Source organism: Pseudomonas sp. O230 (assembly GCF_045447035.1).
Classification (GTDB): domain Bacteria; phylum Pseudomonadota; class Gammaproteobacteria; order Pseudomonadales; family Pseudomonadaceae; genus Aquipseudomonas.
In genome coordinates, this window is sequence record NZ_JBJGXN010000003.1 from 184,564 (window position 1) to 205,949 (window position 21,386).

The 21,386-nt window shown below is 59.5% G+C and carries 25 protein-coding genes; 12 read left to right on the top strand and 13 right to left on the bottom strand.

The window, feature by feature from the left end; translation table 11 throughout:
• Positions 1-99: 99 nt before the first annotated feature.
• Both gudD and ACI77H_RS07195 read right to left on the bottom strand, forming a co-directional pair.
• Entirely contained in the window at positions 100-1,443 is a 1,344-nt protein-coding gene (gene gudD / locus ACI77H_RS07190; RefSeq protein ID WP_407011207.1) for a glucarate dehydratase, read from the bottom strand.
• Positions 1,444-1,467: 24 nt separating this feature from the next.
• The gene (locus tag ACI77H_RS07195) at positions 1,468-2,814 is read right to left on the bottom strand and encodes an MFS transporter (RefSeq protein ID WP_407011209.1); all 1,347 of its coding nucleotides are present in this window, start codon (positions 2,812-2,814) and stop codon (positions 1,468-1,470) included.
• 281 nt (positions 2,815-3,095) lie between these two features.
• Between ACI77H_RS07195 and ACI77H_RS07200 the strand changes: the two genes are divergently transcribed.
• Complete coding sequence (locus ACI77H_RS07200) at positions 3,096-3,812, top strand: FadR/GntR family transcriptional regulator (RefSeq protein WP_407011210.1); 717 nt, start codon at positions 3,096-3,098, stop codon at positions 3,810-3,812.
• Between the two features lie 62 nt (positions 3,813-3,874).
• On the opposite strand, the gene ACI77H_RS07205 is transcribed toward ACI77H_RS07200, so the two are convergent.
• Positions 3,875-4,783, bottom strand: a complete 909-nt coding sequence (locus ACI77H_RS07205; protein ID WP_407011211.1) for a DMT family transporter — start codon at positions 4,781-4,783, stop codon at positions 3,875-3,877.
• 96 nt (positions 4,784-4,879) lie between these two features.
• Between ACI77H_RS07205 and ACI77H_RS07210 the strand changes: the two genes are divergently transcribed.
• The gene (locus ACI77H_RS07210; protein ID WP_407011212.1) at positions 4,880-5,746 is read left to right on the top strand and encodes a LysR family transcriptional regulator; all 867 of its coding nucleotides are present in this window, start codon (positions 4,880-4,882) and stop codon (positions 5,744-5,746) included.
• 136 nt (positions 5,747-5,882) lie between these two features.
• Here ACI77H_RS07210 and yegQ read toward each other — a convergent pair whose 3' ends face one another.
• A complete protein-coding gene (gene yegQ, locus ACI77H_RS07215) occupies positions 5,883-7,208 on the bottom strand; it encodes a tRNA 5-hydroxyuridine modification protein YegQ (RefSeq protein ID WP_407011213.1) in 1,326 nt (441 codons plus the stop codon).
• Positions 7,209-7,382: 174 nt separating this feature from the next.
• On the opposite strand from yegQ, the gene ACI77H_RS07220 reads away from it, so the two are divergent.
• On the top strand, positions 7,383-8,444 hold the full coding sequence (locus ACI77H_RS07220) for an AI-2E family transporter (RefSeq protein ID WP_407011214.1): 1,062 nt from the start codon (positions 7,383-7,385) through the stop codon (positions 8,442-8,444).
• On the opposite strand, the gene ACI77H_RS07225 is transcribed toward ACI77H_RS07220, so the two are convergent.
• From ACI77H_RS07225 to ACI77H_RS07235, 3 genes are all read right to left on the bottom strand, one after another.
• Positions 8,441-8,623 (bottom strand): hypothetical protein, encoded by a 183-nt coding sequence (locus tag ACI77H_RS07225; protein ID WP_407011215.1) that lies wholly within the window; start codon positions 8,621-8,623, stop codon positions 8,441-8,443. The genes ACI77H_RS07220 and ACI77H_RS07225 overlap by 4 nt on opposite strands.
• Before the next feature lie 112 nt (positions 8,624-8,735).
• The gene (locus ACI77H_RS07230; RefSeq protein ID WP_008033677.1) at positions 8,736-8,930 is read right to left on the bottom strand and encodes a hypothetical protein; all 195 of its coding nucleotides are present in this window, start codon (positions 8,928-8,930) and stop codon (positions 8,736-8,738) included.
• 234 nt (positions 8,931-9,164) lie between these two features.
• A complete protein-coding gene (locus ACI77H_RS07235) occupies positions 9,165-9,551 on the bottom strand; it encodes a hypothetical protein (protein ID WP_407011216.1) in 387 nt (128 codons plus the stop codon).
• 246 nt (positions 9,552-9,797) lie between these two features.
• On the opposite strand from ACI77H_RS07235, the gene ACI77H_RS07240 reads away from it, so the two are divergent.
• Both ACI77H_RS07240 and ACI77H_RS07245 read left to right on the top strand, forming a co-directional pair.
• Positions 9,798-10,616 (top strand): shikimate 5-dehydrogenase, encoded by an 819-nt coding sequence (locus ACI77H_RS07240; RefSeq protein WP_407011217.1) that lies wholly within the window; start codon positions 9,798-9,800, stop codon positions 10,614-10,616.
• 33 nt (positions 10,617-10,649) lie between these two features.
• The gene (locus ACI77H_RS07245; protein ID WP_407011218.1) at positions 10,650-11,168 is read left to right on the top strand and encodes a cupin domain-containing protein; all 519 of its coding nucleotides are present in this window, start codon (positions 10,650-10,652) and stop codon (positions 11,166-11,168) included.
• Positions 11,169-11,237: 69 nt separating this feature from the next.
• On the opposite strand, the gene ACI77H_RS07250 is transcribed toward ACI77H_RS07245, so the two are convergent.
• A complete protein-coding gene (locus tag ACI77H_RS07250; RefSeq protein ID WP_407011219.1) occupies positions 11,238-11,885 on the bottom strand; it encodes a YceH family protein in 648 nt (215 codons plus the stop codon).
• A gap of 140 nt (positions 11,886-12,025) precedes the next feature.
• On the opposite strand from ACI77H_RS07250, the gene ACI77H_RS07255 reads away from it, so the two are divergent.
• Positions 12,026-12,535: a DUF1993 family protein gene (locus tag ACI77H_RS07255; RefSeq protein ID WP_407011220.1), complete on the top strand. Its 510-nt coding sequence runs from the start codon at positions 12,026-12,028 to the stop codon at positions 12,533-12,535.
• A 165-nt stretch (positions 12,536-12,700) separates the two neighbouring features.
• On the opposite strand, the gene sstT is transcribed toward ACI77H_RS07255, so the two are convergent.
• On the bottom strand, positions 12,701-13,933 hold the full coding sequence (gene sstT / locus ACI77H_RS07260) for a serine/threonine transporter SstT (protein WP_407011221.1): 1,233 nt from the start codon (positions 13,931-13,933) through the stop codon (positions 12,701-12,703).
• Between the two features lie 280 nt (positions 13,934-14,213).
• Here sstT and ACI77H_RS07265 point away from each other — a divergent pair, with 280 nt between their 5' ends.
• A complete protein-coding gene (locus ACI77H_RS07265) occupies positions 14,214-15,368 on the top strand; it encodes an MFS transporter (protein WP_150640088.1) in 1,155 nt (384 codons plus the stop codon).
• 4 nt (positions 15,369-15,372) lie between these two features.
• Here ACI77H_RS07265 and nhaR read toward each other — a convergent pair whose 3' ends face one another.
• Positions 15,373-16,272, bottom strand: coding sequence for a transcriptional activator NhaR (nhaR, locus tag ACI77H_RS07270; protein ID WP_407011223.1), 900 nt, complete (start codon positions 16,270-16,272; stop codon positions 15,373-15,375).
• A gap of 135 nt (positions 16,273-16,407) precedes the next feature.
• Here nhaR and ACI77H_RS07275 point away from each other — a divergent pair, with 135 nt between their 5' ends.
• Positions 16,408-16,650, top strand: coding sequence for a hypothetical protein (locus ACI77H_RS07275; protein WP_407011224.1), 243 nt, complete (start codon positions 16,408-16,410; stop codon positions 16,648-16,650).
• Positions 16,651-16,679: 29 nt separating this feature from the next.
• A complete protein-coding gene (locus ACI77H_RS07280; RefSeq protein WP_150632545.1) occupies positions 16,680-17,429 on the top strand; it encodes a TerC family protein in 750 nt (249 codons plus the stop codon).
• Positions 17,430-17,510: 81 nt separating this feature from the next.
• On the opposite strand, the gene ACI77H_RS07285 is transcribed toward ACI77H_RS07280, so the two are convergent.
• Positions 17,511-17,681, bottom strand: a complete 171-nt coding sequence (locus ACI77H_RS07285; RefSeq protein WP_407011225.1) for a hypothetical protein — start codon at positions 17,679-17,681, stop codon at positions 17,511-17,513.
• A 169-nt stretch (positions 17,682-17,850) separates the two neighbouring features.
• Here ACI77H_RS07285 and ACI77H_RS07290 point away from each other — a divergent pair, with 169 nt between their 5' ends.
• The 3 genes from ACI77H_RS07290 to ACI77H_RS07300 all read left to right on the top strand — a co-directional run bounded on the left by ACI77H_RS07290 (position 17,851) and on the right by ACI77H_RS07300 (position 19,117).
• A complete protein-coding gene (locus tag ACI77H_RS07290; RefSeq protein ID WP_407011226.1) occupies positions 17,851-18,579 on the top strand; it encodes a peptidase C39 family protein in 729 nt (242 codons plus the stop codon).
• 96 nt (positions 18,580-18,675) lie between these two features.
• Positions 18,676-18,882 carry a DUF6021 family protein gene (locus ACI77H_RS07295; RefSeq protein WP_407011228.1) on the top strand — a complete coding sequence of 69 codons (207 nt, stop codon included), beginning with the start codon at positions 18,676-18,678 and terminating at the stop codon, positions 18,880-18,882.
• Positions 18,883-18,901: 19 nt separating this feature from the next.
• Positions 18,902-19,117: a hypothetical protein gene (locus tag ACI77H_RS07300; protein WP_407011229.1), complete on the top strand. Its 216-nt coding sequence runs from the start codon at positions 18,902-18,904 to the stop codon at positions 19,115-19,117.
• A gap of 51 nt (positions 19,118-19,168) precedes the next feature.
• Here ACI77H_RS07300 and pbpG read toward each other — a convergent pair whose 3' ends face one another.
• Positions 19,169-20,107, bottom strand: a complete 939-nt coding sequence (pbpG, locus tag ACI77H_RS07305) for a D-alanyl-D-alanine endopeptidase (protein ID WP_407011231.1) — start codon at positions 20,105-20,107, stop codon at positions 19,169-19,171.
• A 239-nt stretch (positions 20,108-20,346) separates the two neighbouring features.
• Positions 20,347-21,201, bottom strand: coding sequence for a bifunctional methylenetetrahydrofolate dehydrogenase/methenyltetrahydrofolate cyclohydrolase FolD (gene folD, locus ACI77H_RS07310; RefSeq protein ID WP_150632549.1), 855 nt, complete (start codon positions 21,199-21,201; stop codon positions 20,347-20,349).
• Between the last annotated feature and the right edge of the window lie 185 nt (positions 21,202-21,386).

Consider the following 21,386-nt stretch of genomic DNA (forward strand, 5'->3'; position numbering starts at 1 on the left):
GTCCGCGATGAGGGACTGACATTCAACACGGATGTTGACTGATAGGCCGCCATCGCGGGCAAGCCCGCTCCCACAGGAGGGATTGCGGTGTGCCGATGGTTAGCGCACCAGGCTCGGCCGCTTGTTATCGAATTTCCAGCCCGAAATCAGAAACTGCATCGCCACGCTGTCATCCCGCGCGCCCAGCCCCATGCCTTTGTACAGCTCATGGGCCTTGGCCAGTTGATCCATGTCCAGCTCAACCCCGAGTCCCGGTTTCTTCGGCACTTGCACGCAACCGCCGACGATTTGCAGCGGCGCTTTGGTCAGGCGCTGGCCGTCCTGCCAGATCCAGTGGGTGTCGATGGCGGTGATTTCGCCCGGTGCGGCGGCCGCGACGTGGGTGAACATCGCCAGGGAGATATCGAAGTGGTTGTTGGAATGCGAGCCCCAGGTCAGGCCCCATTCGTGGCACATCTGCGCCACGCGGACCGAACCCTGCATCGTCCAGAAGTGCGGGTCGGCCAGCGGGATGTCCACCGATTGCAACTGAATGGCGTGGCCCATTTCCCGCCAGTCGGTGGCGATCATGTTGGTCGCGGTTTTCAGGCCGGTGGCGCGGCGGAATTCGGCCATGACTTCCCGGCCTGAATAACCGTTTTCCGCACCGCACGGGTCTTCTGCGTAAGCGAGGACGTGATGCTGATCGCGGCACAGACGGATCGCTTCTTTCAGCGACCAGGCGCCATTCGGATCGAGGGTGATGCGCGCATCGGGAAAGCGTTCGGCCAGTGCGGTAACCGCTTCGATTTCTTCGTCGCCGCTGAGCACGCCGCCCTTGAGTTTGAAGTCCTTGAACCCGTAGCGGGCGTGGGCGGCTTCCGCCAGGCGCACCACGGCATCGGCGCTCAGGGCTTTCTCGTGACGCACGCGGAACCAGTCGTTGTCGGCGTCCGCTTCACTGCGGTAAGCCAGATCGGTGGCGTTACGATCACCGACATAAAACAGATAACCGAGCATCTTCACTTCATCGCGTTGCTGGCCTTCACCGAGCAGTGCCGCGACAGGCACGTCCAGATGCTGGCCGAGCAAATCGAGCAGCGCCGCTTCCAGGCCAGTCACCGCGTGAATGGTGATGCGCAGGTCGAACGTCTGCAAACCACGGCCACCGGCATCGCGGTCGGCGAAGGTCTGGCGCACCTGGTTGAGAATCCTCTGGTAGGTGCCGATCGGGCTGCCAACCACCAGGGAACGTGCATCTTCCAGCGTCTGGCGAATGCGCTCGCCGCCCGGCACTTCGCCGACGCCGGTGTGCCCGGCGTTGTCCTTGAGAATCACGATGTTGCGGGTGAAAAACGGGCCATGCGCGCCGCTCAAGTTGAGCAGCATGCCATCGTGACCGGCCACCGGAACCACTTGCATGCTGGTGATGATCGGGGCTTTTGCAGTGTCTTGCTGGTTCATTTTCTGCTCCTTAAATAGCAGCGATCAGGCGTGCTTGGGCATTGGTTTGTCCAGCGCAACGGCCGGTGCGGTTTTCGCTGTGTTACGAGCGGCGAAGACAATGATTGCGGCGATGAAAGAGGTCGCGGCCAAACCGTAAAGCCCGCCCTGAATCGAGCCGGTGCGCTCTTCCAGCAGACCGAAAGTGGTGGGCGCGACGAAGCCGCCGAGGTTGCCCACCGAGTTGATCAGCGCAATCACGCCCGCGGCGATTCGTGCATCCAGGTATGCCTGAGGGATCGGCCAGAACAGCGACGACGCCGATTTGAAACCCAGTGCCGCGAAGCAGATTGCCACGAACGCGAAGATCGGCCCGCCGGTGGTGGACATGAACATCCCCGCTGCAGCGATCAGCAGAGCCGCAGCGACCCACGCTTGCTGGTGTTTCCATTTCGCCGAAAGCGACGCGAAGGCGTACATGCCGACAATCGACAACAACCACGGGATCGAGTTGAACAGCCCGACCTGAATGTCGCTGAGGTCGCCCATCTTCTTGATGATGCTCGGCAACCAGAAGGTCGCGGCGTAAATGGTCAGCTGGATGAAGAAGTAGATCAGGCAGAACAGGATGATCTGGCGATCCTTGAGCAACGTGCCCAGCGACGGTTTGATCGGCGTCGCGGCTTCGCGGGCCAGTTGTTCGTCGTCGATGGCTTTGACCAGCGCGTCCTGCTCTTCGCGGCTCAGCCATTTGGCGTCGTGGGGTTTGGAGTCGAGCCAGAACCAGACGAATACGCACAGTCCGACCGAGAACATGCCTTCAATGAAATACATCCATTGCCAGCCGTGCAGGCCGAAACCGCTGATTTGCAGGAGCAACCCGGACAACGGGCCGGAGATCAACGAGGCAATGGCCGAGCCGCTGAGAAAAATCGCGATGGCCTTGCCGCGTTCTACACCAGGCAACCATCGCGTGAAGTAATAAATCACCCCGGGGAAGAACCCGGCTTCAGCCACGCCCAACAGGAATCGCAGGATATAGAAGTGGGTTTCGTTCTGGATGAACGCCATGCCAGCGGCCACCAGACCCCAGGTCAGCATGATGCGGGTCAGCCAGATTCGCGCGCCGACTTTTTGCAGGAGGATGTTGGAGGGGACTTCGAACAGCGCGTAACCGATGAAGAACAGACCGGCACCGAGGCCGTAGGCGGCAGCGCCAATGCCCAGGTCATGTTCCATGTGGGCGCGGACGAAGCCGATGTTCACGCGGTCGATGTAGTTGACGATGAACATGATGACGAACAGCGGCAGAACGTGGCGTTTCACTTTCGAGATGGGGGACTTCAGGGGCGAATCGGCGCTGTCGTGCATCCCGGGTACAGATGTATTCACTTGGTTTTCTCCCACTGATTATTTTTATGCGGGGTGTTGCAGGTGTCGCGTTGTTGATAGACATCATACAACTACATTTTTTTATTCTGCAAGAGGCGTTTCTCAACAAAATCGGGTCATTCAGGTTGTTTTTTGCGGTATTAGGGATCGTTTGTACGCTTGGTTATTGTCTTTAATGTCTGATTTGTTGAGTGTTGTCATACAAGTTGGGGGCGGTTTTCTTGAGAGTCCGCTCGGCCGCAGTGCTACGATCCGCTCAGCCCTGCTTTCGGATGACCACCATGCAAGAAGACCTCGACGCGCCTGCCCGCAAGCGCACTCACAACCTGGCCCATGACCTGGTCGCGAAACTGACCCAGAGCATCTTGCTCGGCCAGATGCTGCCGGGGGACAAGCTGCCGTCGGAGAACAGCATTGTTCAGGAGCACGGGGTCAGTCGCACCGTGGTGCGCGAGGCGATCTCGAAGTTGCAGGCGTCGGGGCTGGTGGAAACCCGGCATGGCATCGGCACGTTCGTTATCGAGCGCGCACCGGAGCAGGGGCTGCGACTGAATGTCGATACTGCGCTGGGCGTGCGCAGCATTTTGGAGTTGCGCCTGGGTCTCGAAACCCAGGCCGCCGCGCTGGCGGCGATTCGGCGCACGGATCAGCAATTGGCGCAGATGCGCGAAGCGTTGGACGATTATCAACGCCTGCTGGCCAACAACGACAGTTGTGTCGAAGCCGACAAGCGCTTCCATCTGCTGATCGCCGAGGCCACCGGTAATGTCTGCTTCACGGAAATCATGCTGCACCTGGGCAGCGCCATGATTCCCCGAACCCGAGTCAACGCGGCTGAACGCGGCGCGGCGGATCTGAGCAAGCTTGGGCAGTTGGCCAATCTCGAACATGAGGCGATTCTCAACGCGATCAAACGTCAAGACGCCGATGCGGCGCGGGCGGCTATGTGGCTGCACCTGACCAACAGCCGTGACCGCTTTCTGGCGGATCGCGGGTAGCGAGACCCAGTAGGAGCTGGCTTGCCGGCGAAGGCGTCCGCCCCATCACCAAAAAACTCCAATCAAAAACCCGCTACCCGAATCGCCACAAACCGCCGCTCCAGATTCAACGCCAACACACTGACCAACACGACCGTCCCCCCGACAACGATCATCCCCGTCGGCCGCTCCCCCAGTGCAAACGAGGCAATCGCCATGGCCGTCGGTGGCACCAGATACAGCGTCATCGTCGCCCGGCTCAAGTCAACGCGGGCCAACACAAACGCCCAGGCCAGGTAGGCGAGCGCGCTCGGGAAAACGCCCAGCGCCAGCACCGCCAGTTGCACCTGCATCGGCGCGTTGACCACTTGCGCCGCCAACCCCGGCAGATAAACCAGCAACAACGCGGTCCCCGACCACACCGTGTAGCAGACCAGTGTCAGCCCGTCGTGACGCCCTGAGTGATGTTTCTGCAAGGCGAAGTAGAAACTCCAGGACAACGCTGCCAGCAGAATCAACACGCCATGGGCGTCGATGCTGCCCAGCCCGCGATCGCCGGCGACCACGATCACCACGCCGATCAATCCGAGAAAAACACAGCCCCAGCGCCAGGCGCTCACCCGGTCCTTGAACACGAAGCGCGCCAGCAGCGTGCTGAACAATGGCGTCGATTGCGCCAACACGCTGGACGCTCCGGCGCTGATCCCTTGCTGACCAAAGTTGATCGCCACGTGATGCAGGCTCACCGCAAAAAAACCTAGGCCGAACAACATTGGCAGATCGCGCAGGTTCGGCAGACTGATGCCTTTGAACCCCGCGACCAGTGCCATGAACAATGACGCGACCAGAAACCGTAGCAACGCCAGATGTCCGGGGTCATAGGCTTGCAAGCCGATGTGGATACCGGTCGGGGAATACCCCCAGCACGCGACGACGAAGGCCATGGCCAGGATGATTTTGAGGGGAGAGGTGGCGGTTGAGAGCGCTGGCATGGTCGGACACCTGTGGGCAGATGCTTCGAGTATCAGAACCCGGACCGTTCGCCAAAACTGACTTATACTGCGCCAACCGTTCACTTTGGGTGATGTATGGAGCTGGCACAGATTCGCATGTTCAAGACCGTGGCCGACGTCGGCAGCATCGCCCGTGCGGCCGAGCTGTTGCATTGCGTGCCGTCGAACATCACGGCACGGATCAAATCGCTGGAAGCCGAATTGGGCGTCGCGTTGTTTATCCGCGAAGGCAGAGGATTGCGCATCAGTCCGTCGGGGCAGACTTTTCTGGCCTACGCCTCGAAGATTCTCGCCATGACGGCGGAAGCCAAGCGGGCGGTCGACCCCGCCGCCGAACCGTCCGGCCCGTTGCGCATCGGCGCCATCGAATCGTCGGCCACCGGTCGCCTGCCGCGTTTGCTCGCCAAATTCCACAAGCGTTATCCGGCGGTGGCGCTGGAACTGACCACCGGCACTTGGGGCCAATTGCTCGATGACACTGTCAGTCACCGGCTCGACGGCGCGATTGTCGCGGTGGATGTCGAGCGCTCACAACTCAAGCGCACGCCGATGTATCGCGAGGAGCTGCTGCTGATTGCCTCGACATCGCTGGGGCCGTTGCGTGAGATCGCCGATTTGCAGGACAAGACCGTGTTCATGTGGCCGCAAGGTTGTCCTTACCGCGCGGCGCTGGAGCATTGGTTGTTGCGCCAGGGGCAGGCGCTGCCGATTGTCAGCCTGGCGAGTTACGGCGCGATTGTCGGGTGCGTCAGCGCGGGTGCGGGGATCGCGCTGGTGCCTAAGGGGGTGTTCGATCAGTACGCCAAAGGCGCCGGTTGCGCTGGGTATGAGTTCGCCGAACTGACCGCCATCGACAACCTGTTTTACTGGCATGAAAACGCCGGGGTTCACCCGGCGCGAGAAGCGTTTGTGGCGATGTTGCGCGAAGAGTTCACTCAATAACACCGCGCCCTCTGTGGGAGCCGGCTTGCCAGCGATGGCGGCTTCGGCAACCCTGCAAGCCTCAAGGGCCTCATCGCTGGCAAGCCAGCTCCCACAGGGTTGGCGGTGTTTCAGAAGAACAGGTGTAGATCGAAAATTACACCCCGCTCACATCCCGCATCAACAACCCGAAGCGTAAATCCACCGCATCCGGAATCGGCAGGTACACGGTGTGCCCATCCCCTGGCGCCACTTCGATGGGCTGGCCTTTGACGTTCTGCAACTGGTGCAAATCGAAGTGGAAGTTGCCCTTGGGCGTCATCAGTTCCATGTGATCGCCCAGGCCAAAGCGGTTCTTCACGTTGACTTCTGCCAGCCGATCCCGCCGCTCGCCGGTCAACTCACCGACAAACTGTTGCCGCTCCGACACCGAGCTGCCGTTTTGATAGTTCTGATATTCGTCATGCACATGCCGACGCAGAAAGCCTTCGGTGTAGCCGCGCTGGGCGAGGGATTCCAGATCGGTCATCAGGCTGCGGTCGAACTCGCGACCGGCCACTGCATCGTCGATCGCCCGGCGATAAACCTGAGTGGTGCGTGCGCAGTAAAAGTGCGATTTGGTCCGCCCTTCGATTTTCAGCGAATGCACACCCATCTGCGTCAGACGCTCGACGTGCTGCACGGCGCGCAGGTCCTTGGCATTCATGATGTAGGTGCCGTGTTCGTCTTCGAAGGCCGGCATCAGTTCGTCGGGGCGGTTGGCTTCCTGCAACAGGAACACCTGGTCGGTGGGCGCGCCAATTCCCAGCGTCGGTTCGGGCTGGAAGGTCTGCACGATTTCGCCGAGATGATTTTCCGTGGCCTCCTGCGCCGAGTATTTCCAGCGACAGGCATTGGTGCAGCTGCCCTGATTGGCATCGCGCTTGTTCATGTAGCCAGACAGCAGGCAGCGGCCGGAATAGGCCATGCACAACGCGCCGTGGACGAACACTTCCAGTTCCATGGCGGGCACTTGCTGGTGGATTTCGGCGATTTCTTCCAGCGACAGTTCCCGTGACAGGATGATCCGGCTCAAGCCTTGTTGCTGCCAGAACTCGACACTCGCCCAATTGACTGTGTTGGCTTGCACCGACAGGTGAATCGGCATCTGCGGGAAGTGCCGACGCGCCAGCATGATCAGGCCCGGGTCGGACATGATCAGCGCGTCCGGCGCCATGGCAATCACCGGCTCCAGGTCCTTGAGGAAGGTTTTGAGTTTGGCGTTGTGCGGGGCGATGTTTACCACCACGTAGAAACGCTTGCCCTGGGCCTGGGCCTCGAGAATGCCAAGCGCCAGGTTGGCATGATCAAACTCGTTATTGCGCACCCGCAGGCTGTAGCGCGGTTGACCGGCGTACACCGCATCGGCGCCATAGGCAAAGGCATAACGCATGTTTTTCAGGGTGCCGGCGGGGGCGAGCAGCTCAGGTGTGAAAAGGGTCATGGGCGGTTCGATCGCAAAAAGCACCGAGGGTAATCGGCTTGCCCGCGGCATTCTTTGATCTGGATCTATGCTTGATGAATAAACGATGGCACTCGCGCGAACCGTGGCGGACTAAGCATCTGGACGGCGCTTGCTTCAAGGGCCTGCGCCCCTGTGGACTGACATGGATCGGACATGAACGAAGAGACGGTACAAGACAAATCACTGGTGATTTTGCTGGGGCTGGTGACCGCCGCGTTTATCTGGATTTTGCTGCCGTTCTACGGCGCGGTGTTCTGGGCGGTGATTCTCGGCATTCTTTTCGCGCCGCTGCAGCGGCGCCTGCAACTGAAGTTCGGCTGGCAGCGCAACCTGACGTCACTGCTGACATTGAGCATCTGCCTGGTCATAGCGATCCTGCCGGTGATCATCCTCAGTATTCTGCTGGTCCAGGAAGGGGCGGCGCTCTACAAGAGCATCGAAAGCGGCGAGCTGGACATTGCCGGGTACGTCACGCATTTCAAACACAGCCTGCCCCCGTACTTTCAGCATTTGCTCGATCGCGCCGGGATCGGCGAGCTGGATGGGCTGCGGGAAAAAATCATCAAGAGTGCGGTGACGGGCAATGAGTTCATCGCCAACAAGGCTTTCAGTTTCGGTCAGGGTACGTTTGATTTCGTGGTGGGGTTTTTCATCATGCTGTACCTGCTGTTCTTCTTTTTGCGCGACGGTGCAGAATTGGCGCGAAAAGTGCGTACCGCCGTGCCGCTGGAAGAGCACCAGAAACGTCGTTTGCAGCTCAAGTTCAACCGCGTGGTGCGCGCCACGGTGAAGGGCAACCTGCTGGTGGCGATCACGCAAGGTGCATTGGGCGGTTTGATTTTCTGGTTTCTGGACATCCCGAGCTCATTGCTCTGGGCTGTGTTGATGGCGTTTCTGTCGCTGTTGCCAGCGGTTGGCGCAGGGATTGTCTGGGCGCCGGTGGCCGCGTTTTTCCTGTTCAGCGGGGCGATCTGGCAGGGCGTGGTGCTGGGGCTGTTCGGGGTGTTCGTGATCGGTCTGGTGGACAACGTGCTGCGCCCGATCCTGGTGGGCAAGGACACGAAGATGCCGGACTATCTGATCCTCATCTCGACCCTCGGCGGCCTGGCGATTTTCGGACTCAATGGCTTTGTCATCGGACCCTTGATCGCCGCGCTGTTCATGTCGAGCTGGGCAATATTCATCGAAACCAAGCCGCGGGTGCAGTTGCCTTAAGCGCTGAGTCTACCGGCGTCGAAGCACTGCGACAGCGCCTTGGCGGCCGTCAACGTGGGGAGCGGACCGCTGATTTGTTCTCCGTCCTGGACCAGATACCAACAGGCGAGCAATCCTAGCTCTCTAAGCGGGGCGGGAACGGCGCTGCCGATAACGGACATGATCTGAACCTGGGACATAAGTACCTCCATCAATCTATGGAGCTACCTTACGGGCTCGCCGCTGGAACGAACAATCAACGCTTTCGATAGTCGACATTGACGGCAACGCGTGCAAACGACCGCTTGTCGGTCAGTCGACCACCAGGTCCAGCATATGGACCACTTCCTGCTCGTTGAGCAGGCCTTTGCGCACCAGGTTTTCGGCCAGCAGCGAAAGAAACTTGGCGCTGCGATGGCCTTCCAGGTGCTTGAGTTCGGTCAGGGCGTTGTAGACCTTGCTGGAGGTACACAAACCGAGGTTGCGGTGCGGGTTTTGCGTGGGCATGTGGTCGTCCTTGTTGTTATCAACCTGTTGTTGGCGGACAGGCCCAAGCTTGCGGACCTGACATGACAAAAATATGACCGTGATCCCCATGGCGGGGGAAGGGTGCTTGAGTCAATCTTGCCAACTTAAACCGCCAGGACTGTCCCGATAGCGACCTTGACGCGATTTATCCAGACTTTCGCCGACGAGCGGGCATAAAAAGCCCCGCTTTTCAGGCGGGGCTTTGTAAGCCTGTTACCAGCGGCCGTAACCGTGGGGAGGGCCGTAATAGCCGCGTGGCGGGCCGTAGTATCCACGGGGAGGGCCGTAGTAGACCGGCGGAGGGCCGTAATAACCCGGTTGTTGCACATAAACCGGTGCCGGCGGGTAATAAACCGGTGGCGGTTGTTGCACATACACCGGCTGGGGCTGCACATACACCGGCTGGGGCTGCGCATAGACTGGTTGCTGCACATAGACCGGCCGGTTGCTGTTGATGATGGCCGAACCGACGATGGCCGAGCCAACGATCGCGCCAAATACCGCAGGACCTTGCCAACCGCCACCGCCGTGCGCTTCTGCCTGCCCTGCGATAGCAAGAGCACCGATCAGCAAGGCAAATGTGGGGATTTTACGGATCATGATAATTCCTCGGTTCTTCGACCCGGCGCTTGCGTCTGCAATAGACCCAAGGATTGTCGCGGGGATATTTCTAAGACAGCGTATTTCGGAAAATCAGCACAGCCGTTGGGTAAATTTTGTGTAAGGTCTGTACCGGCTTCCTTACCCACGTGCGCTGCGGCGAGCTGGCACGCGGATATGATCGATCAGAACGCGATGGCATGGCTAATCCCGCCCATCTGAAAGTGCAATTGAAGGAGATTTTTCATGCAGATGAACCCCAACAAAGACACCCAGCTGTGCATGTCCCTGTCGGGGCGCCCCGGGAACTTTGGCCTGCGCTTTCACAATCATCTGTACGAACAACTTGGCCTGAACTTCTACTACAAGGCGTTCCGCAGCCAGGACCTGACTGGTGCTGTCGGTGGCATCCGCGCCTTGGGGATACGCGGCTGCGGTGTGTCGATGCCATTTAAGGAAGCCTGCATTGCGCTGGTCGATGAACTGGACGCGTCGGCTGCCGCGATTCAGTCGATCAACACCATCGTCAACACGGACGGCCACCTCAAGGCTTACAACACCGATTACATTGCCATCGCTCAATTGCTGGAAACCCATCAGGTGCCCAAGGAATCGACCTTTGCCCTGCGTGGCAGCGGCGGCATGGCCAAGGCTGTGGCCAGTGCGTTGCGCGATGGCGGTTACAAAAACGGCCTGATCGTCGCCCGTAACGAGCGCGCCGGACGTGCCCTGGCGGAGTCGCTGGGGTATCAATGGCAGGCCGATCTGGGGGCTCGACGCCCGCAAATGTTGATCAACGTGACACCGATCGGCATGACCGGCGGGCCTGAAGCCGATCACCTGGCGTTCGCTGCTGAAACCATCACAGCGGCAGAGACTGTCTTCGATGTGGTGGCGATCCCCTCGGAAACGCCGCTGATCGTGCGTGGTCGGGCCGAAGGCAAGCGGGTGATCACCGGTCTGGAAGTAATCGCCATCCAGGCGCTGGAACAGTTCGTCTTGTACACCGGTGTGCGGCCGACGGATGAGCAGTTTCAGAAAGCTGTGGCGTTTGCCCGAAGCTGATCCTTCACTATTACTGGCTGCCCGAGGTTTTCCATGCATCCCGCCATCCTCAACCTGAATCAGGTCGATCTCGAACCGCTGCCGGAAGCCCTGGCGCCCACCGGTGAAACTGCCGGCCGCTATCAACAGCGGATGGCGCGCGTCGGTCAGCAACTGGGTGCGCAGAAGCTCGGCTATCGCTTGTACGTGCTCGAGCCGGGCATGCGCGGTAGCCCGTTTCACAGCCATCGGGTCAACGAGGAGATGTTCTACGTCGTCGCTGGGGAAGGGCAGATTCGTCTCGGCGCCGAGCGTTTTCCGATCCGCGCCGGTGACGTGATTGCCTGCCCGCCGGGCGGTCCGGAAGCGGCACACCAGATCATCAACAACAGCGACGCTGAACTGCGCTATTTGGCGGTCAGCACCCAGCAGTCGCCGGAAATATGCGAATACCCGGACTCCGGCAAGTACGCGGTGATGGACGACTTCAAAGTCGATGCCCAAGGCAATGCTTCAGGCTTCGTAGCCATCGCCAGACAGGCTGATGGTGTGGATTATTGGGATGGCGAGTAGTAACTGACATCACTATCTAACGGTGGGGGCGGACTTGCGCGCTCCCACAGTTTGATGTGTGTTGTGCGGTTATTCGAGGCGTGCCAAGCGCTCTTCCAGCGCGGCAATCCGCGCCTCAAGCTCTTCGATGCGCTCCACCGACACACCGCCGCCGGCACCGCGCTCCACCGGATTGTGCCGGGCCGCCAGAATCGCTTCGATGTCCTCCGGATCACCCAACGCGTGCATGTAGCGATCTTCACGCTGCCCGGCCTGACGCGGAATCAACAACGCCAGACCGCGAGCAATCAGCCGTTCAAGTTGATGTACAACTTGTTCGGCATCTTCGAACTCATGCATGCGGCCGCTGCGGGTCAGCAGTTCGTTGACCGTCTGCGGGCCGCGCAGAAACAGCAGTCCCGTCAGAATGACCTGCGCCGGCACCAGTTCCAGTGCCTTGTCGACCTTGTGCTCCCAGCGGTCGGCCCGACTGCCCATCACCAGTTTGGTAAAACCGCGACCTTCGAGTGCGCGCAGGCTTTGGCCGACCTGGCCCTGGGTGAGGTTCATCACCGGTTCGCGGCTGGTTTTCTGGTTGCAGGCAATCACCAGAGCGTTGAGGGTCAGCGGGTAGGTTTCGGGGCTGGTGGCCTGTTTCTCGATCAACGAGCCCAGAATGCGGATTTCCGTGCTGTTGAGCCGCGGCTCGTCGAAAGTGGTCTCTTGCTCAGTGCTCATCACGCTTTTCCCTTTGCTGTCGAAGCATGCCGTCGAAGCCGCCTAGCCTAATCCTTGCTGGATAAAAGACAAGCCGCAGGAGCGTCGCGCATGGCTATAATCGGCCCCACGTTTCCCTCCTGTCACAACACGAGACTGCCATGACCATTTCCCTGTATGACGCTTCCGTCCCGGTTTTCAAACAAATGCTCAACGCCCTGAGCGACGTTCTGAACAAGGCCGAAGCCCACGCCACCGCCAAGAACATTGATCCGAACGCTTTCCTGCAAGCCCGTCTGTACCCAGACATGTTCCCGCTGGTGCGTCAGGTGCAGATCGCCGTTGATTTCGCCAAAGGCGTTTCCTCGCGTCTGGCCGAGATCGAAGTGCCGAAATATGACGACACCGAAACCACCTTCGCCGAGCTGCAAGCGCTGATCGCCAAGGTTCTGGCCTACATCGACGAGATCAAGCCCGAGCAGATCAACGGCAAGGAAGGTATCGAGATCATCACCCGTCAGGGCACGCCGAAAGAGAAGCGCTTCAGTGGCCAGGCTTACTTGCTGAGCTACGGCCTGCCGCAGTTCTTCTTCCACGTCACCACCGCTTACGCATTGCTGCGTCACAACGGCGTGGAAGTGGGCAAGCGCGATTACATGGGCGCGTTCTAAACCGCCCGGGTACAAAAAAGCCCGCCAAGGTTGACGCCTTGGCGGGCTTTTTTTTGCCTTTGTAGGAGCCCGGCTTGCCGGCGATGGCAATTTTATGGACGCCATCGCCGGCAAGCCGGGCTCCTACAGTGCGGTGTTGAAGCCGCGAACCCCGGATTGTCAGCGTTACGCCAACCGTTGGGCTTTGTTGTCTTCACCCAGGCACGCCGCCGCAGTGAACAGCACGTCCGTCGAGGAGTTCAGCGCAGTCTCCGCCGAGTCCTGCAGCACGCCGATAATGAACCCGACCGCCACCACCTGCATGGCGATTTCGCTCGGAATGCCGAACAGGCTGCACGCCAGTGGAATCAGCAATAACGAACCGCCCGCCACACCCGAAGCGCCACAGGCACAGATTGCGGCGACCAGGCTCAGGAGGATGGCGGTCGGAATGTCCACGGCGATGCCCAGCGTGTGCACGGCTGCCAGGCTCAGCACGGTGATGGTGATCGCGGCGCCCGCCATGTTGATGGTCGCGCCCAGCGGAATCGAAACCGAGTAGGTGTCTTCGTGCAGACCCAGGCGCTTGCTCAGTTCCAGATTGACCGGAATGTTCGCTGCCGAGCTGCGGGTGAAAAACGCCGTAATGCCGCTTTCACGCAAGCACATGATCACCAGCGGATACGGGTTGCGACGCAGCTTCCAGTACACGATCACCGGGTTCATCACCAACGCCACAAACAGCATGCAACCCAGCAACACCGCCAGCAGATGCGCGTAGCCGATCAAGGCGCCGAAACCGGAGGTGGCGAGGGTCGATGCCACCAGGCCGAAAATCCCCAGCGGCGCAAAACGGATCACCAGGCGCACGATCAGGGTCACGCCGTTGGACAAGTCGCCGAGGACTTCGCGCGTGGTGTCACCGGCATGGCGAATGGCGACGCCCATGCCGATGGCCCACGCCAGAATGCCGATGAAATTGGCATTCATCAGGGCGCTGACCGGGTTATCGACCACGCTGAGCATCAGACTTTGCAGCACTTCACTGATACCGCCCGGCGCTGTCACCGCGACGTCGTGGGTGGACAGCACCAGGTTCGAGGGGAACATCATGCTGGCCACGACCGCGACCACTGCGGCGGCAAATGTGCCCAGCAGGTACAGAAAGAGAATCGGCCGGATGTGGGTTTCCTGGCCGTGCTTGTGGTTGGCGATCGACGCCATGACCAGCACGAACACCAGAATCGGCGCGACGGCTTTCAGCGCCGAGACGAACACTTTGCCGATAAACGCGGTGGACTTCGCCACCTCAGGCGCAACCAGCGCCAAGGCTATCCCGGCGAGCAGGCCGATGACGATTTGCGTAACCAGGCTCAAGCGTTTCAAACGTTGCAATAGCGAAGGGGATGAAGCAGTCATAAAACGGCATCTCTGATTTTATTAGGTGCGGAGGTGTCGCGACATCACGGCCATTAACGGGCGGATGAACAGGGTGTACGAATCGCAGGGCGCGGACTTTATCACAGCGTCGGCTTCATCCTTCAGGCCTGTGACGATTGGCCACCTGCCGCTTAAACGCGATGTGCAGGTTCGTGCAACCGTGTTTGGAAACACTCTGTTAAGATTGCCCATCCTCATTTTCATCTCTGCCAGTGGGCCTTCGGGCTATCGCTGGTGTTGTCGTTTTCTGGAGTTCTGCATGTTGTTGCCCATTCTTCTGTTGTCCGCCGCCGGCTTCACGGTGCTGACCACGGAATTTGTCATTGTCGGCCTGTTGCCGGCAATTGCCCGCGATCTCGAAGTCACCATCCCGCAGGCGGGTTTGCTGGTGACCTTGTTCGCCTTCACCGTCGCGGCGTTCGGGCCGTTCCTGACCGCGTACTTCGCCCGGTTCGAACGGCGCAAGCTGTTCATCTCGGTGTTAATCATGTTCGGTCTGGCCAACACCCTCGCGGCGTTTGCGCCGAACATCTGGGTGATGGCCGTTGCGCGATTGATACCCGCGCTCGGGCTGCCGGTGTTCTGGGCCCTGGCCAGTGAGACGGCGGTGGACATCGTCGGGCCGGACTACGCCGGACGCGCCATCGCCAAGATCGGTTTCGGCATCGTCTGCGCCACGGTGTTCGGCATTCCGGTGGGTACGTTGATTTCCGATGCGTTCGGCTGGCGCAGCGCCTTCGGCATTCTGGCGGTGATTGCGTTTGCCAAGGCGTTGCTGCTGTTTATCTACTTGCCGAAAACCAATTTGCATCAGCACCAAGTGAGCTTCCGCTCGCAGTTCAAAATCCTGCGCAGTCCGCTGATGATTGGGCATGTGCTGCTATCGATCCTGGTGTTCAGCGGCATGTTCACCGCTTACACCTATCTGGCGGACATTCTTGAACGGCTGGCCGGTTTCAACGGCACGGTGGTGGGTTGGTGCCTGATGGGCTTCGGTGCGGTCGGTTTGATCGGCAACTCGCTGGGCGGTCGCGCGGTGGATCGTCATCCGCTGATCGCTTCCGTGACGTTCTGTGCCTTCATGATTGCCGGCATGGTGGCGCTGGTGCCGAACATCCATTCGCCGCTGGGCCTGGCGGCGGCGATGGGGATCTGGGGCGTGACGCAAGCGGCGCTGTTCCTGGTCAGCCATGTGCGTTTGATGAAGGCTGCACCTGAAGCACCGGCGTTTGCCGCGTCGCTGAACATTGCCGGTGCCAACCTTGGGATCGGTTTGGGTGCGATGGTCGGCGGCCGGGTGATCGACAGCGTTGGCCTGGGTGGGCTTGGCTTTGCGGCGGCCGGTTTTATTCTGATCTCGATCCTGTTGGCCATGGCACTGATGACGTTCAAACCCCGCGAAGTCTGCGCCTGACGCTTCACATCGCGGTGAACAGTTCGCGTCGGGCACCTTCGGTAATCGCAACGATGCCGGGGTGCTTGACCTTGCGTTCCACCGAAATGGCGTAGAACGATTCGGTCACGGCGTCGGTCTGGCCAATCAATTCCACGCCGTACTGACGTTTCACTTCATCGGCAATCACGCTCGGGCCGATGAAAATCCCGCTGCCGGATTGACCAAACGCCTGCATCAACGCGCTGTCGTCGAACTCGCCGACGATGTGCGGCTGAATCTGCTGCTCGGCAAACCAGCGCTGCAAGCGACTGCGCACCACGGTTTCCGGCCCCGGAATCAGCAACGGTGCGCCGTGCAGGCTGCGCGGAAAGTCCTGGCCGTACTGCGCTGCCAGTTCAGCGGTGGCGAAGAAACTGATCCCGCATTCTCCGAGTTTCTGGCTGTAGCCCTTGATGTCCAGGTGCGACGGCATCGGGCTATCGGAGATCACCAAGTCGAGGCGCTGAATCGCCAGGTCGGCGAGCAAGCGTTCGAGTTTGTCTTCGCGACAGGTAATGCGCAGCGGTTCGCTCAACTCCATGGTCGGCGCGATCAGGCGATAGACGATAGATTTAGGCACGACATCGGCCACGCCGACCCGAAACAGAATCTGCTGCTCATTCGGTTGCGCCCTTAGCATCAATTCCAGTTCGCCGCCGAGCTGAAACATTTGCTCGGCGTAGGGCAGGGTCTGGCGTCCGGCTTCGGTGAGCTCCAGCTGTCGGCCGACCCGGCGAAACAACTCGATACCGTAGGTTTGTTCGAGCAGGGAAATCTGCCCGCTGATGGTTTGCGGCGTCAGGTTCAGTTGCTCGCAGGCGCGCACGATGCTGCCGGTCTTGGCCACGACCCAGAAGTAATGCAGTTGTCGATAGTTGAGCATGGCGACCTACAGTTCGTAAAAACCGAAGTATAACCGCTGAAAATACGAATTTTCCTGAAGTGTTCACCTCCCTAGAATGCCTCGCTATCAACGGGCCATCGTTTCGGCCCGTTCTGTTCTATCGAGGAATGCATCATGAAGCTTAAAACCACGGCATTGCTGATTGCGTCTTTACTGGTATTGGCCGGTTGCGACCAAGCCGAAAAAAGCGCTCAGCAACTGATGGGCAAGGCTGCCGAAACCGCCAAGCAGGCGATTGACGACACCCACAAAGCTGCCGAGCAAGCTATGAGCGACGCCACCGGCGGGTTGATCAGCAAGAAAGAATCATCGGGCGACGACAAAGAGAAAACCGAATCGTCGTCCCAGGAAATCTAAACCGTCTTAAAACGAGTCAGGACTGACCCATGGAATACCTTTTAGAACTTGCTGCAAGCCCCACCGCCTGGGTCGCCCTGGCCACGCTGGTGGTGATGGAAATCGTGCTCGGCATCGATAACCTGATCTTCATCTCGATCCTGACCAACAAACTGCCGGAGCAGCATCGGCAGAAGGCGCGGCGCATTGGTATCGGCATGGCGCTGATCCTGCGACTGGCACTGCTGAGCACCATCGCGTTTATCGTCCAGTTGACGGCGCCGGTGATCGAGCTTCTCGGCCACGCGTTCTCCTGGAAGGACATGATTCTGATCGCCGGCGGCCTGTTCCTGTTGTGGAAGGCCACCACCGAGATCCACCACAGCATGGACCCGGCACCGGAAGATCCGAAGTCGGCGACCTCGACCGTGACCCTGGGCTTCGCTGCCGCGATCGGTCAGATCCTGATGCTGGACATGGTGTTCTCCATCGACAGCATCATTACTGCGGTCGGCATGACCGAGCATTTGCCGATCATGATCATCGCGGTGGTGGTGTCGGTGCTGGTGATGTTGCTCGCGGCTGACCCGTTGGCCAAGTTCATCAACGATAACCCAACGGTGGTGATGCTGGCGCTGGGCTTCCTGATCATGATCGGCATGACGCTGATCGCCGAAGGCTTCGGCGCCCACGTACCGAAAGGCTACGTCTACGCAGCCATGGCATTCTCGGCAACGATTGAAGGCTTGAACATGATGTCGCGACGAGCCAGGCAGAAGCGCATCGCCGCTGAGGCGTAACCTGGGCTGAAACGAAAACGGCCGCCTGCACTCGCGAGAGTTCAGGCGGCCGTTTTTGTTCGGGGTATTAAAAAGTGTCCGTCAGTGCGCAGTGGCGTGACGTGCACTCGATTTATCGGTTTTCACTACCCGAGCCAGCTGGACGGGGTGGTGATGGTGTCGGCGGGCAATTCGCAGGACTCCCCACAACATGGCGGCGGCAACCGCCAGCCAGCCGCCAATCAACATCACTATGGTCATTGTCAGGCTCATCAGTGCCTCCTCTTCGCCCTGCTGCGGGCATACACACGCGTTGCAAGTGACAGTCTAGTCGCAGCCATGTTGCAGGCTATTGACCAAAGGTCGTTGATGACCAACCCGTTCGCTCTATCGAAAGCAAACAACTGCCGCTTAAGGCTATACCGCTGTCGCGCGGCGTCCTATGATCAACGGCCAAGCCGGGAGCACGGACACCTGGCGTCTGAACAAGAGAGTGATGATGGTGCGGGTAATTTCGCGATTTCGAACGGCAGCACTGATTGTTGGCTGTGTTGCAGGTCTGGCAGGTTGTGCGGGCAATGTGGCGCCGGAGGTCAAGCGTCTGCCGGAGCGCGTGGAGCTCAGCGGTACGTTCTACCGTGGGCAAAGCTTTCAAAGCGGGCCTCAGGTGTTGGCCAGTCTGTTGGCCCAGCAGGGCATCGTGATCACCCCGGGGTTGCTCGAAAAACCCTTGCATGTGCCGGGCGCCGAAGCGCAATTGCAGCAGAACATGCAGAACCTCGCCCGCGAGTACGGCATGGTCGTTTACCCGCTCGAGAGCAATTTGCCCGCGCTGCTGACCCAGGTTGCAGCCGGTTATCCGGTGATGGTGCGTTTCACTGAAGGCTCGGCCTTCTGGGCTGAACCGCGTTACGCCATTCTTGCCGGGTACAACCGTAAGAAGCAGACCGTGCTGCTGCGTGCGGGTATGAATCGTCGGGAATTGATGAGCTTCAGTTCGTTTGAATCGTCGCTCAAGGATGCCGGTGGTTGGGCGGTGCTGATCCAGAAACCGGAGCAGATTCCGGCCAACGTTGATCAGTCGCGTTGGTTGAAAGCGGCGAACGATCTGGCTCAGGCCGGTCAGGAGCAAGCCGCTGCCCGTGCGAAGAAGGCGCTGGCCTCGCAGTAAGCTTCCCGTTCGTCATTTGCCCGGCACTGCCGCGCGCGAATGACCTCTGAAGGATAAGGGCCCGGATGTTTCCGGGTCAGTCCCAAGGAGGCACACATGACACATCCCACTTCAACCTCCGGCCCACACTCATCTGAGCATTCCTCTGGCAATGAGTTGGGTTTCGATCCGGACTCGCCGGACCTTGCCGACCCTCAGGTCGACCCCATCGGGCCTGCCAAGGCGCCCAAAGATGTGAAACCGGGCGAGGCGGGCAAGGCTCCCGGCAAGCCTTACGACCCGCTCGCGGATTTGAAACCCTGACGTTCAGTGTGAGGTGCGTATGTCTACCGATTCGAGTTTTGATGACAAGCGTCCGGACAGTGTTCCTACAACTCCGGAAGATGACATTGATCCGGTGATGGATCCGGACAGTCCGATGCGCGACCCGTTGGCCAGACCTGCGGTGGTGCCGACCGAACATCCGCAGGGCAGGCGGGATCCTAGTGCCGGCGATGGCATTCCGGATGACGACCAGATGCCGCTGCCGAATGATTAACGCTGGACGAAAAAAAGCCCCGACTGATCGGGGCTTTTGCTTCCTGCGTGGTTACTTCGAGGCTTCAACCACACCGCTCTGACGGTGCTTGAGGTTCTTTTCCGATTTGTATTGCAGGGCTACTGACGGAACGTTGGTGCCCTTGCCGGTTTCGATCCAATTGCGAATGCGGCTGGCATCGGCGAAGTGCGTGTACTTGCCAAACGCATCGAGGATCACCAGCGCCACCGGACGATTACCCATGCTGGTCACCAGCACCAGGCAGTGACCGGCTTCATTGGTGAAACCGGTTTTGGTCAGCTTGATGTCCCAGTTCGGCTTGCCGACCAGATGGTCGGTGTTACGGAAACCGAGGCTGTAGTTGGGCTTGCGGAACGAGACGGTTTTTTCCTTGGTGGTGCTCAGCTCGGTCAGGATCGGGTACTTGTGCGCAGCGACCAGCAATTTGCTCAGGTCGCGAGCCGTCGAGACGTTACGCGGCGACAGACCGGTCGGTTCGACATAGTGGGTGCTGGTCATGCCCAGCGCCTTGGCCTTGGCGTTCATGGCGGCAATAAACGCAACATAACCACCGGGGTAGTGGTGGGCCAGGCTGGCGGCAGCACGGTTTTCCGAGGACATCAGCGCAATCAGCAGCATTTCCCTGCGCGGCATTTCGCTGTTGAGTTTGACCCGGGAAAACACACCTTTCATTTCCGGCGTGTCGCTGATGTTAATGGAAATGTACTCATCCATATTCTGCCGGGCTTCAACCACAACCAGCGCCGTCATCAGTTTGCTGACCGAGGCGATCGGTACCACCACATCCGGGTTGCTGGCATAGATGACTTTGTTGGTCTGCAGATCCATCAGCAATGCGCTGCCGGAAGCGATCTTCAGTTGTGTGGTGTCGCGTGGTGCCGCAGTGGTGTCGGCGGCGTTGGCGGCTGGCGTGATGAACGTCCCTATAAAGGCAAAAAAGAGGCTCAGGATGGAAAGACGGATTTTCACGCTGGCAGACTCATAAGGTGTGGATTAGCCGTTTTGTAACGGGCTGTTTCTTAAAAACCGACGCATTTTAGGAGTATGGCTGAAGAACTGTCGATAGTTGTTCATTCAACAGGTGAAAGTCCTTGAAACCCCCTACAAAACAGCGGGTTTCCGGCGAGTGGTAGTGTTATTTCTCTGGGCAAAAAGAACCCCGCTAATGGCGGGGTTCTTTTGTTCGTCGCTTATGTTCAAGCGTGAACTTAACTGTGCAGGGTTTCCGCTGCGTACAGCGTGTTTTCCAGCAGGCAGGCGCGGGTCATCGGGCCGACGCCACCTGGCACTGGAGTGATCCAGCCAGCGCGGGGCAGGGCGGTTTCGTAGATCACGTCGCCAACCAGTTTGCCGTCTTCCTGACGGTTGATGCCGACGTCGATCACGATTGCGCCTTCCTTGATCCACTCACCTTTGACCAGCCCCGGCTTGCCGGCGGCGACCACCACCAGATCGGCACGGCCGACGTGGCCCGCGAGGTCCTTGGTGAAACGGTGGGCGACGGTCACGGTGCAACCGGCCAGCAGCAACTCCATCGCCATCGGGCGCCCGACTATGTTGGAGGCGCCGACGACCACGGCGTCCATTCCGTAGAGATCTGCCCCGGTGCTTTCCAGCAGGGTCATGATTCCTTTGGGAGTGCATGGGCGTAGCAGCGGAATGCGCTGGGCAAGACGACCGACGTTATAAGGATGGAAACCGTCGACATCTTTGTCCGGACGAATGCGTTCCAGCAATTTGGAAGCGTCCAGGTGTTCGGGCAGCGGGAGTTGAAGCAGAACGCCGTCGATTGCCGGGTCGTCGTTCAGGCGATCGATCAGGTCGGTCAGCGCTTCTTGAGTGGTTTCGGAAGGCAGGTCGTAGGCTTGGGAAATAAAGCCGACCTCTTCACAGTCTTTACGCTTGTGCGAGACATAAACCTGAGAGGCAGGATCGCTGCCGACCAGAATCACCGCGAGACCGGGAGTGCGCAGGCCTTGCTGGCGACGCTCGGTGACGCGTTTGGCGATCTGCTGGCGCAGGCTGGCGGCGATCGATTTGCCGTCGATTAGTTGTGCAGTCATTGCGCGTGATTAACCATCGAGAGGGGAAAAAAAGAGAACGCATTCTCGCATGTCATGAGGTGAGGGCAAAGGCGCTTGGTCTGCAAATTCCTCTAACCCCTTTAATTAAATGAATTTTTTTTAAAAAGGATTTGACGCCCTACGGGGCGCTCTATACTATTCGTCGCACTTGTCGGGCACAGCCT

What these genes read in the sequence shown, in the direction of transcription:
- ACI77H_RS07205 (WP_407011211.1), bottom strand. Translation starts at nt 4,783, where the DNA reads ATGCCAGCGCTCTCAACCGCCACCTCTCCCCTCAAAATCATCCTGGCC.
- ACI77H_RS07245 (WP_407011218.1), top strand. Translation starts at nt 10,650, where the DNA reads ATGCATCCCGCCATCCTCAACCTGAATCAGGTCGATCTCGAACCGCTG.
- folD (WP_150632549.1), bottom strand. Translation starts at nt 21,201, where the DNA reads ATGACTGCACAACTAATCGACGGCAAATCGATCGCCGCCAGCCTGCGC.
- ACI77H_RS07300 (WP_407011229.1), top strand. Translation starts at nt 18,902, where the DNA reads ATGTCTACCGATTCGAGTTTTGATGACAAGCGTCCGGACAGTGTTCCT.
- ACI77H_RS07285 (WP_407011225.1), bottom strand. Translation starts at nt 17,681, where the DNA reads ATGAGCCTGACAATGACCATAGTGATGTTGATTGGCGGCTGGCTGGCG.
- ACI77H_RS07250 (WP_407011219.1), bottom strand. Translation starts at nt 11,885, where the DNA reads ATGAGCACTGAGCAAGAGACCACTTTCGACGAGCCGCGGCTCAACAGC.
- sstT (WP_407011221.1), bottom strand. Translation starts at nt 13,933, where the DNA reads ATGACTGCTTCATCCCCTTCGCTATTGCAACGTTTGAAACGCTTGAGC.
- ACI77H_RS07295 (WP_407011228.1), top strand. Translation starts at nt 18,676, where the DNA reads ATGACACATCCCACTTCAACCTCCGGCCCACACTCATCTGAGCATTCC.
- ACI77H_RS07255 (WP_407011220.1), top strand. Translation starts at nt 12,026, where the DNA reads ATGACCATTTCCCTGTATGACGCTTCCGTCCCGGTTTTCAAACAAATG.
- yegQ (WP_407011213.1), bottom strand. Translation starts at nt 7,208, where the DNA reads ATGACCCTTTTCACACCTGAGCTGCTCGCCCCCGCCGGCACCCTGAAA.
- ACI77H_RS07225 (WP_407011215.1), bottom strand. Translation starts at nt 8,623, where the DNA reads ATGTCCCAGGTTCAGATCATGTCCGTTATCGGCAGCGCCGTTCCCGCC.
- ACI77H_RS07265 (WP_150640088.1), top strand. Translation starts at nt 14,214, where the DNA reads ATGTTGTTGCCCATTCTTCTGTTGTCCGCCGCCGGCTTCACGGTGCTG.
- ACI77H_RS07240 (WP_407011217.1), top strand. Translation starts at nt 9,798, where the DNA reads ATGCAGATGAACCCCAACAAAGACACCCAGCTGTGCATGTCCCTGTCG.
- gudD (WP_407011207.1), bottom strand. Translation starts at nt 1,443, where the DNA reads ATGAACCAGCAAGACACTGCAAAAGCCCCGATCATCACCAGCATGCAA.
- nhaR (WP_407011223.1), bottom strand. Translation starts at nt 16,272, where the DNA reads ATGCTCAACTATCGACAACTGCATTACTTCTGGGTCGTGGCCAAGACC.
- ACI77H_RS07200 (WP_407011210.1), top strand. Translation starts at nt 3,096, where the DNA reads ATGCAAGAAGACCTCGACGCGCCTGCCCGCAAGCGCACTCACAACCTG.
- ACI77H_RS07275 (WP_407011224.1), top strand. Translation starts at nt 16,408, where the DNA reads ATGAAGCTTAAAACCACGGCATTGCTGATTGCGTCTTTACTGGTATTG.
- ACI77H_RS07290 (WP_407011226.1), top strand. Translation starts at nt 17,851, where the DNA reads ATGATCAACGGCCAAGCCGGGAGCACGGACACCTGGCGTCTGAACAAG.
- ACI77H_RS07235 (WP_407011216.1), bottom strand. Translation starts at nt 9,551, where the DNA reads ATGATCCGTAAAATCCCCACATTTGCCTTGCTGATCGGTGCTCTTGCT.
- ACI77H_RS07210 (WP_407011212.1), top strand. Translation starts at nt 4,880, where the DNA reads ATGGAGCTGGCACAGATTCGCATGTTCAAGACCGTGGCCGACGTCGGC.
- ACI77H_RS07220 (WP_407011214.1), top strand. Translation starts at nt 7,383, where the DNA reads ATGAACGAAGAGACGGTACAAGACAAATCACTGGTGATTTTGCTGGGG.
- ACI77H_RS07280 (WP_150632545.1), top strand. Translation starts at nt 16,680, where the DNA reads ATGGAATACCTTTTAGAACTTGCTGCAAGCCCCACCGCCTGGGTCGCC.
- ACI77H_RS07230 (WP_008033677.1), bottom strand. Translation starts at nt 8,930, where the DNA reads ATGCCCACGCAAAACCCGCACCGCAACCTCGGTTTGTGTACCTCCAGC.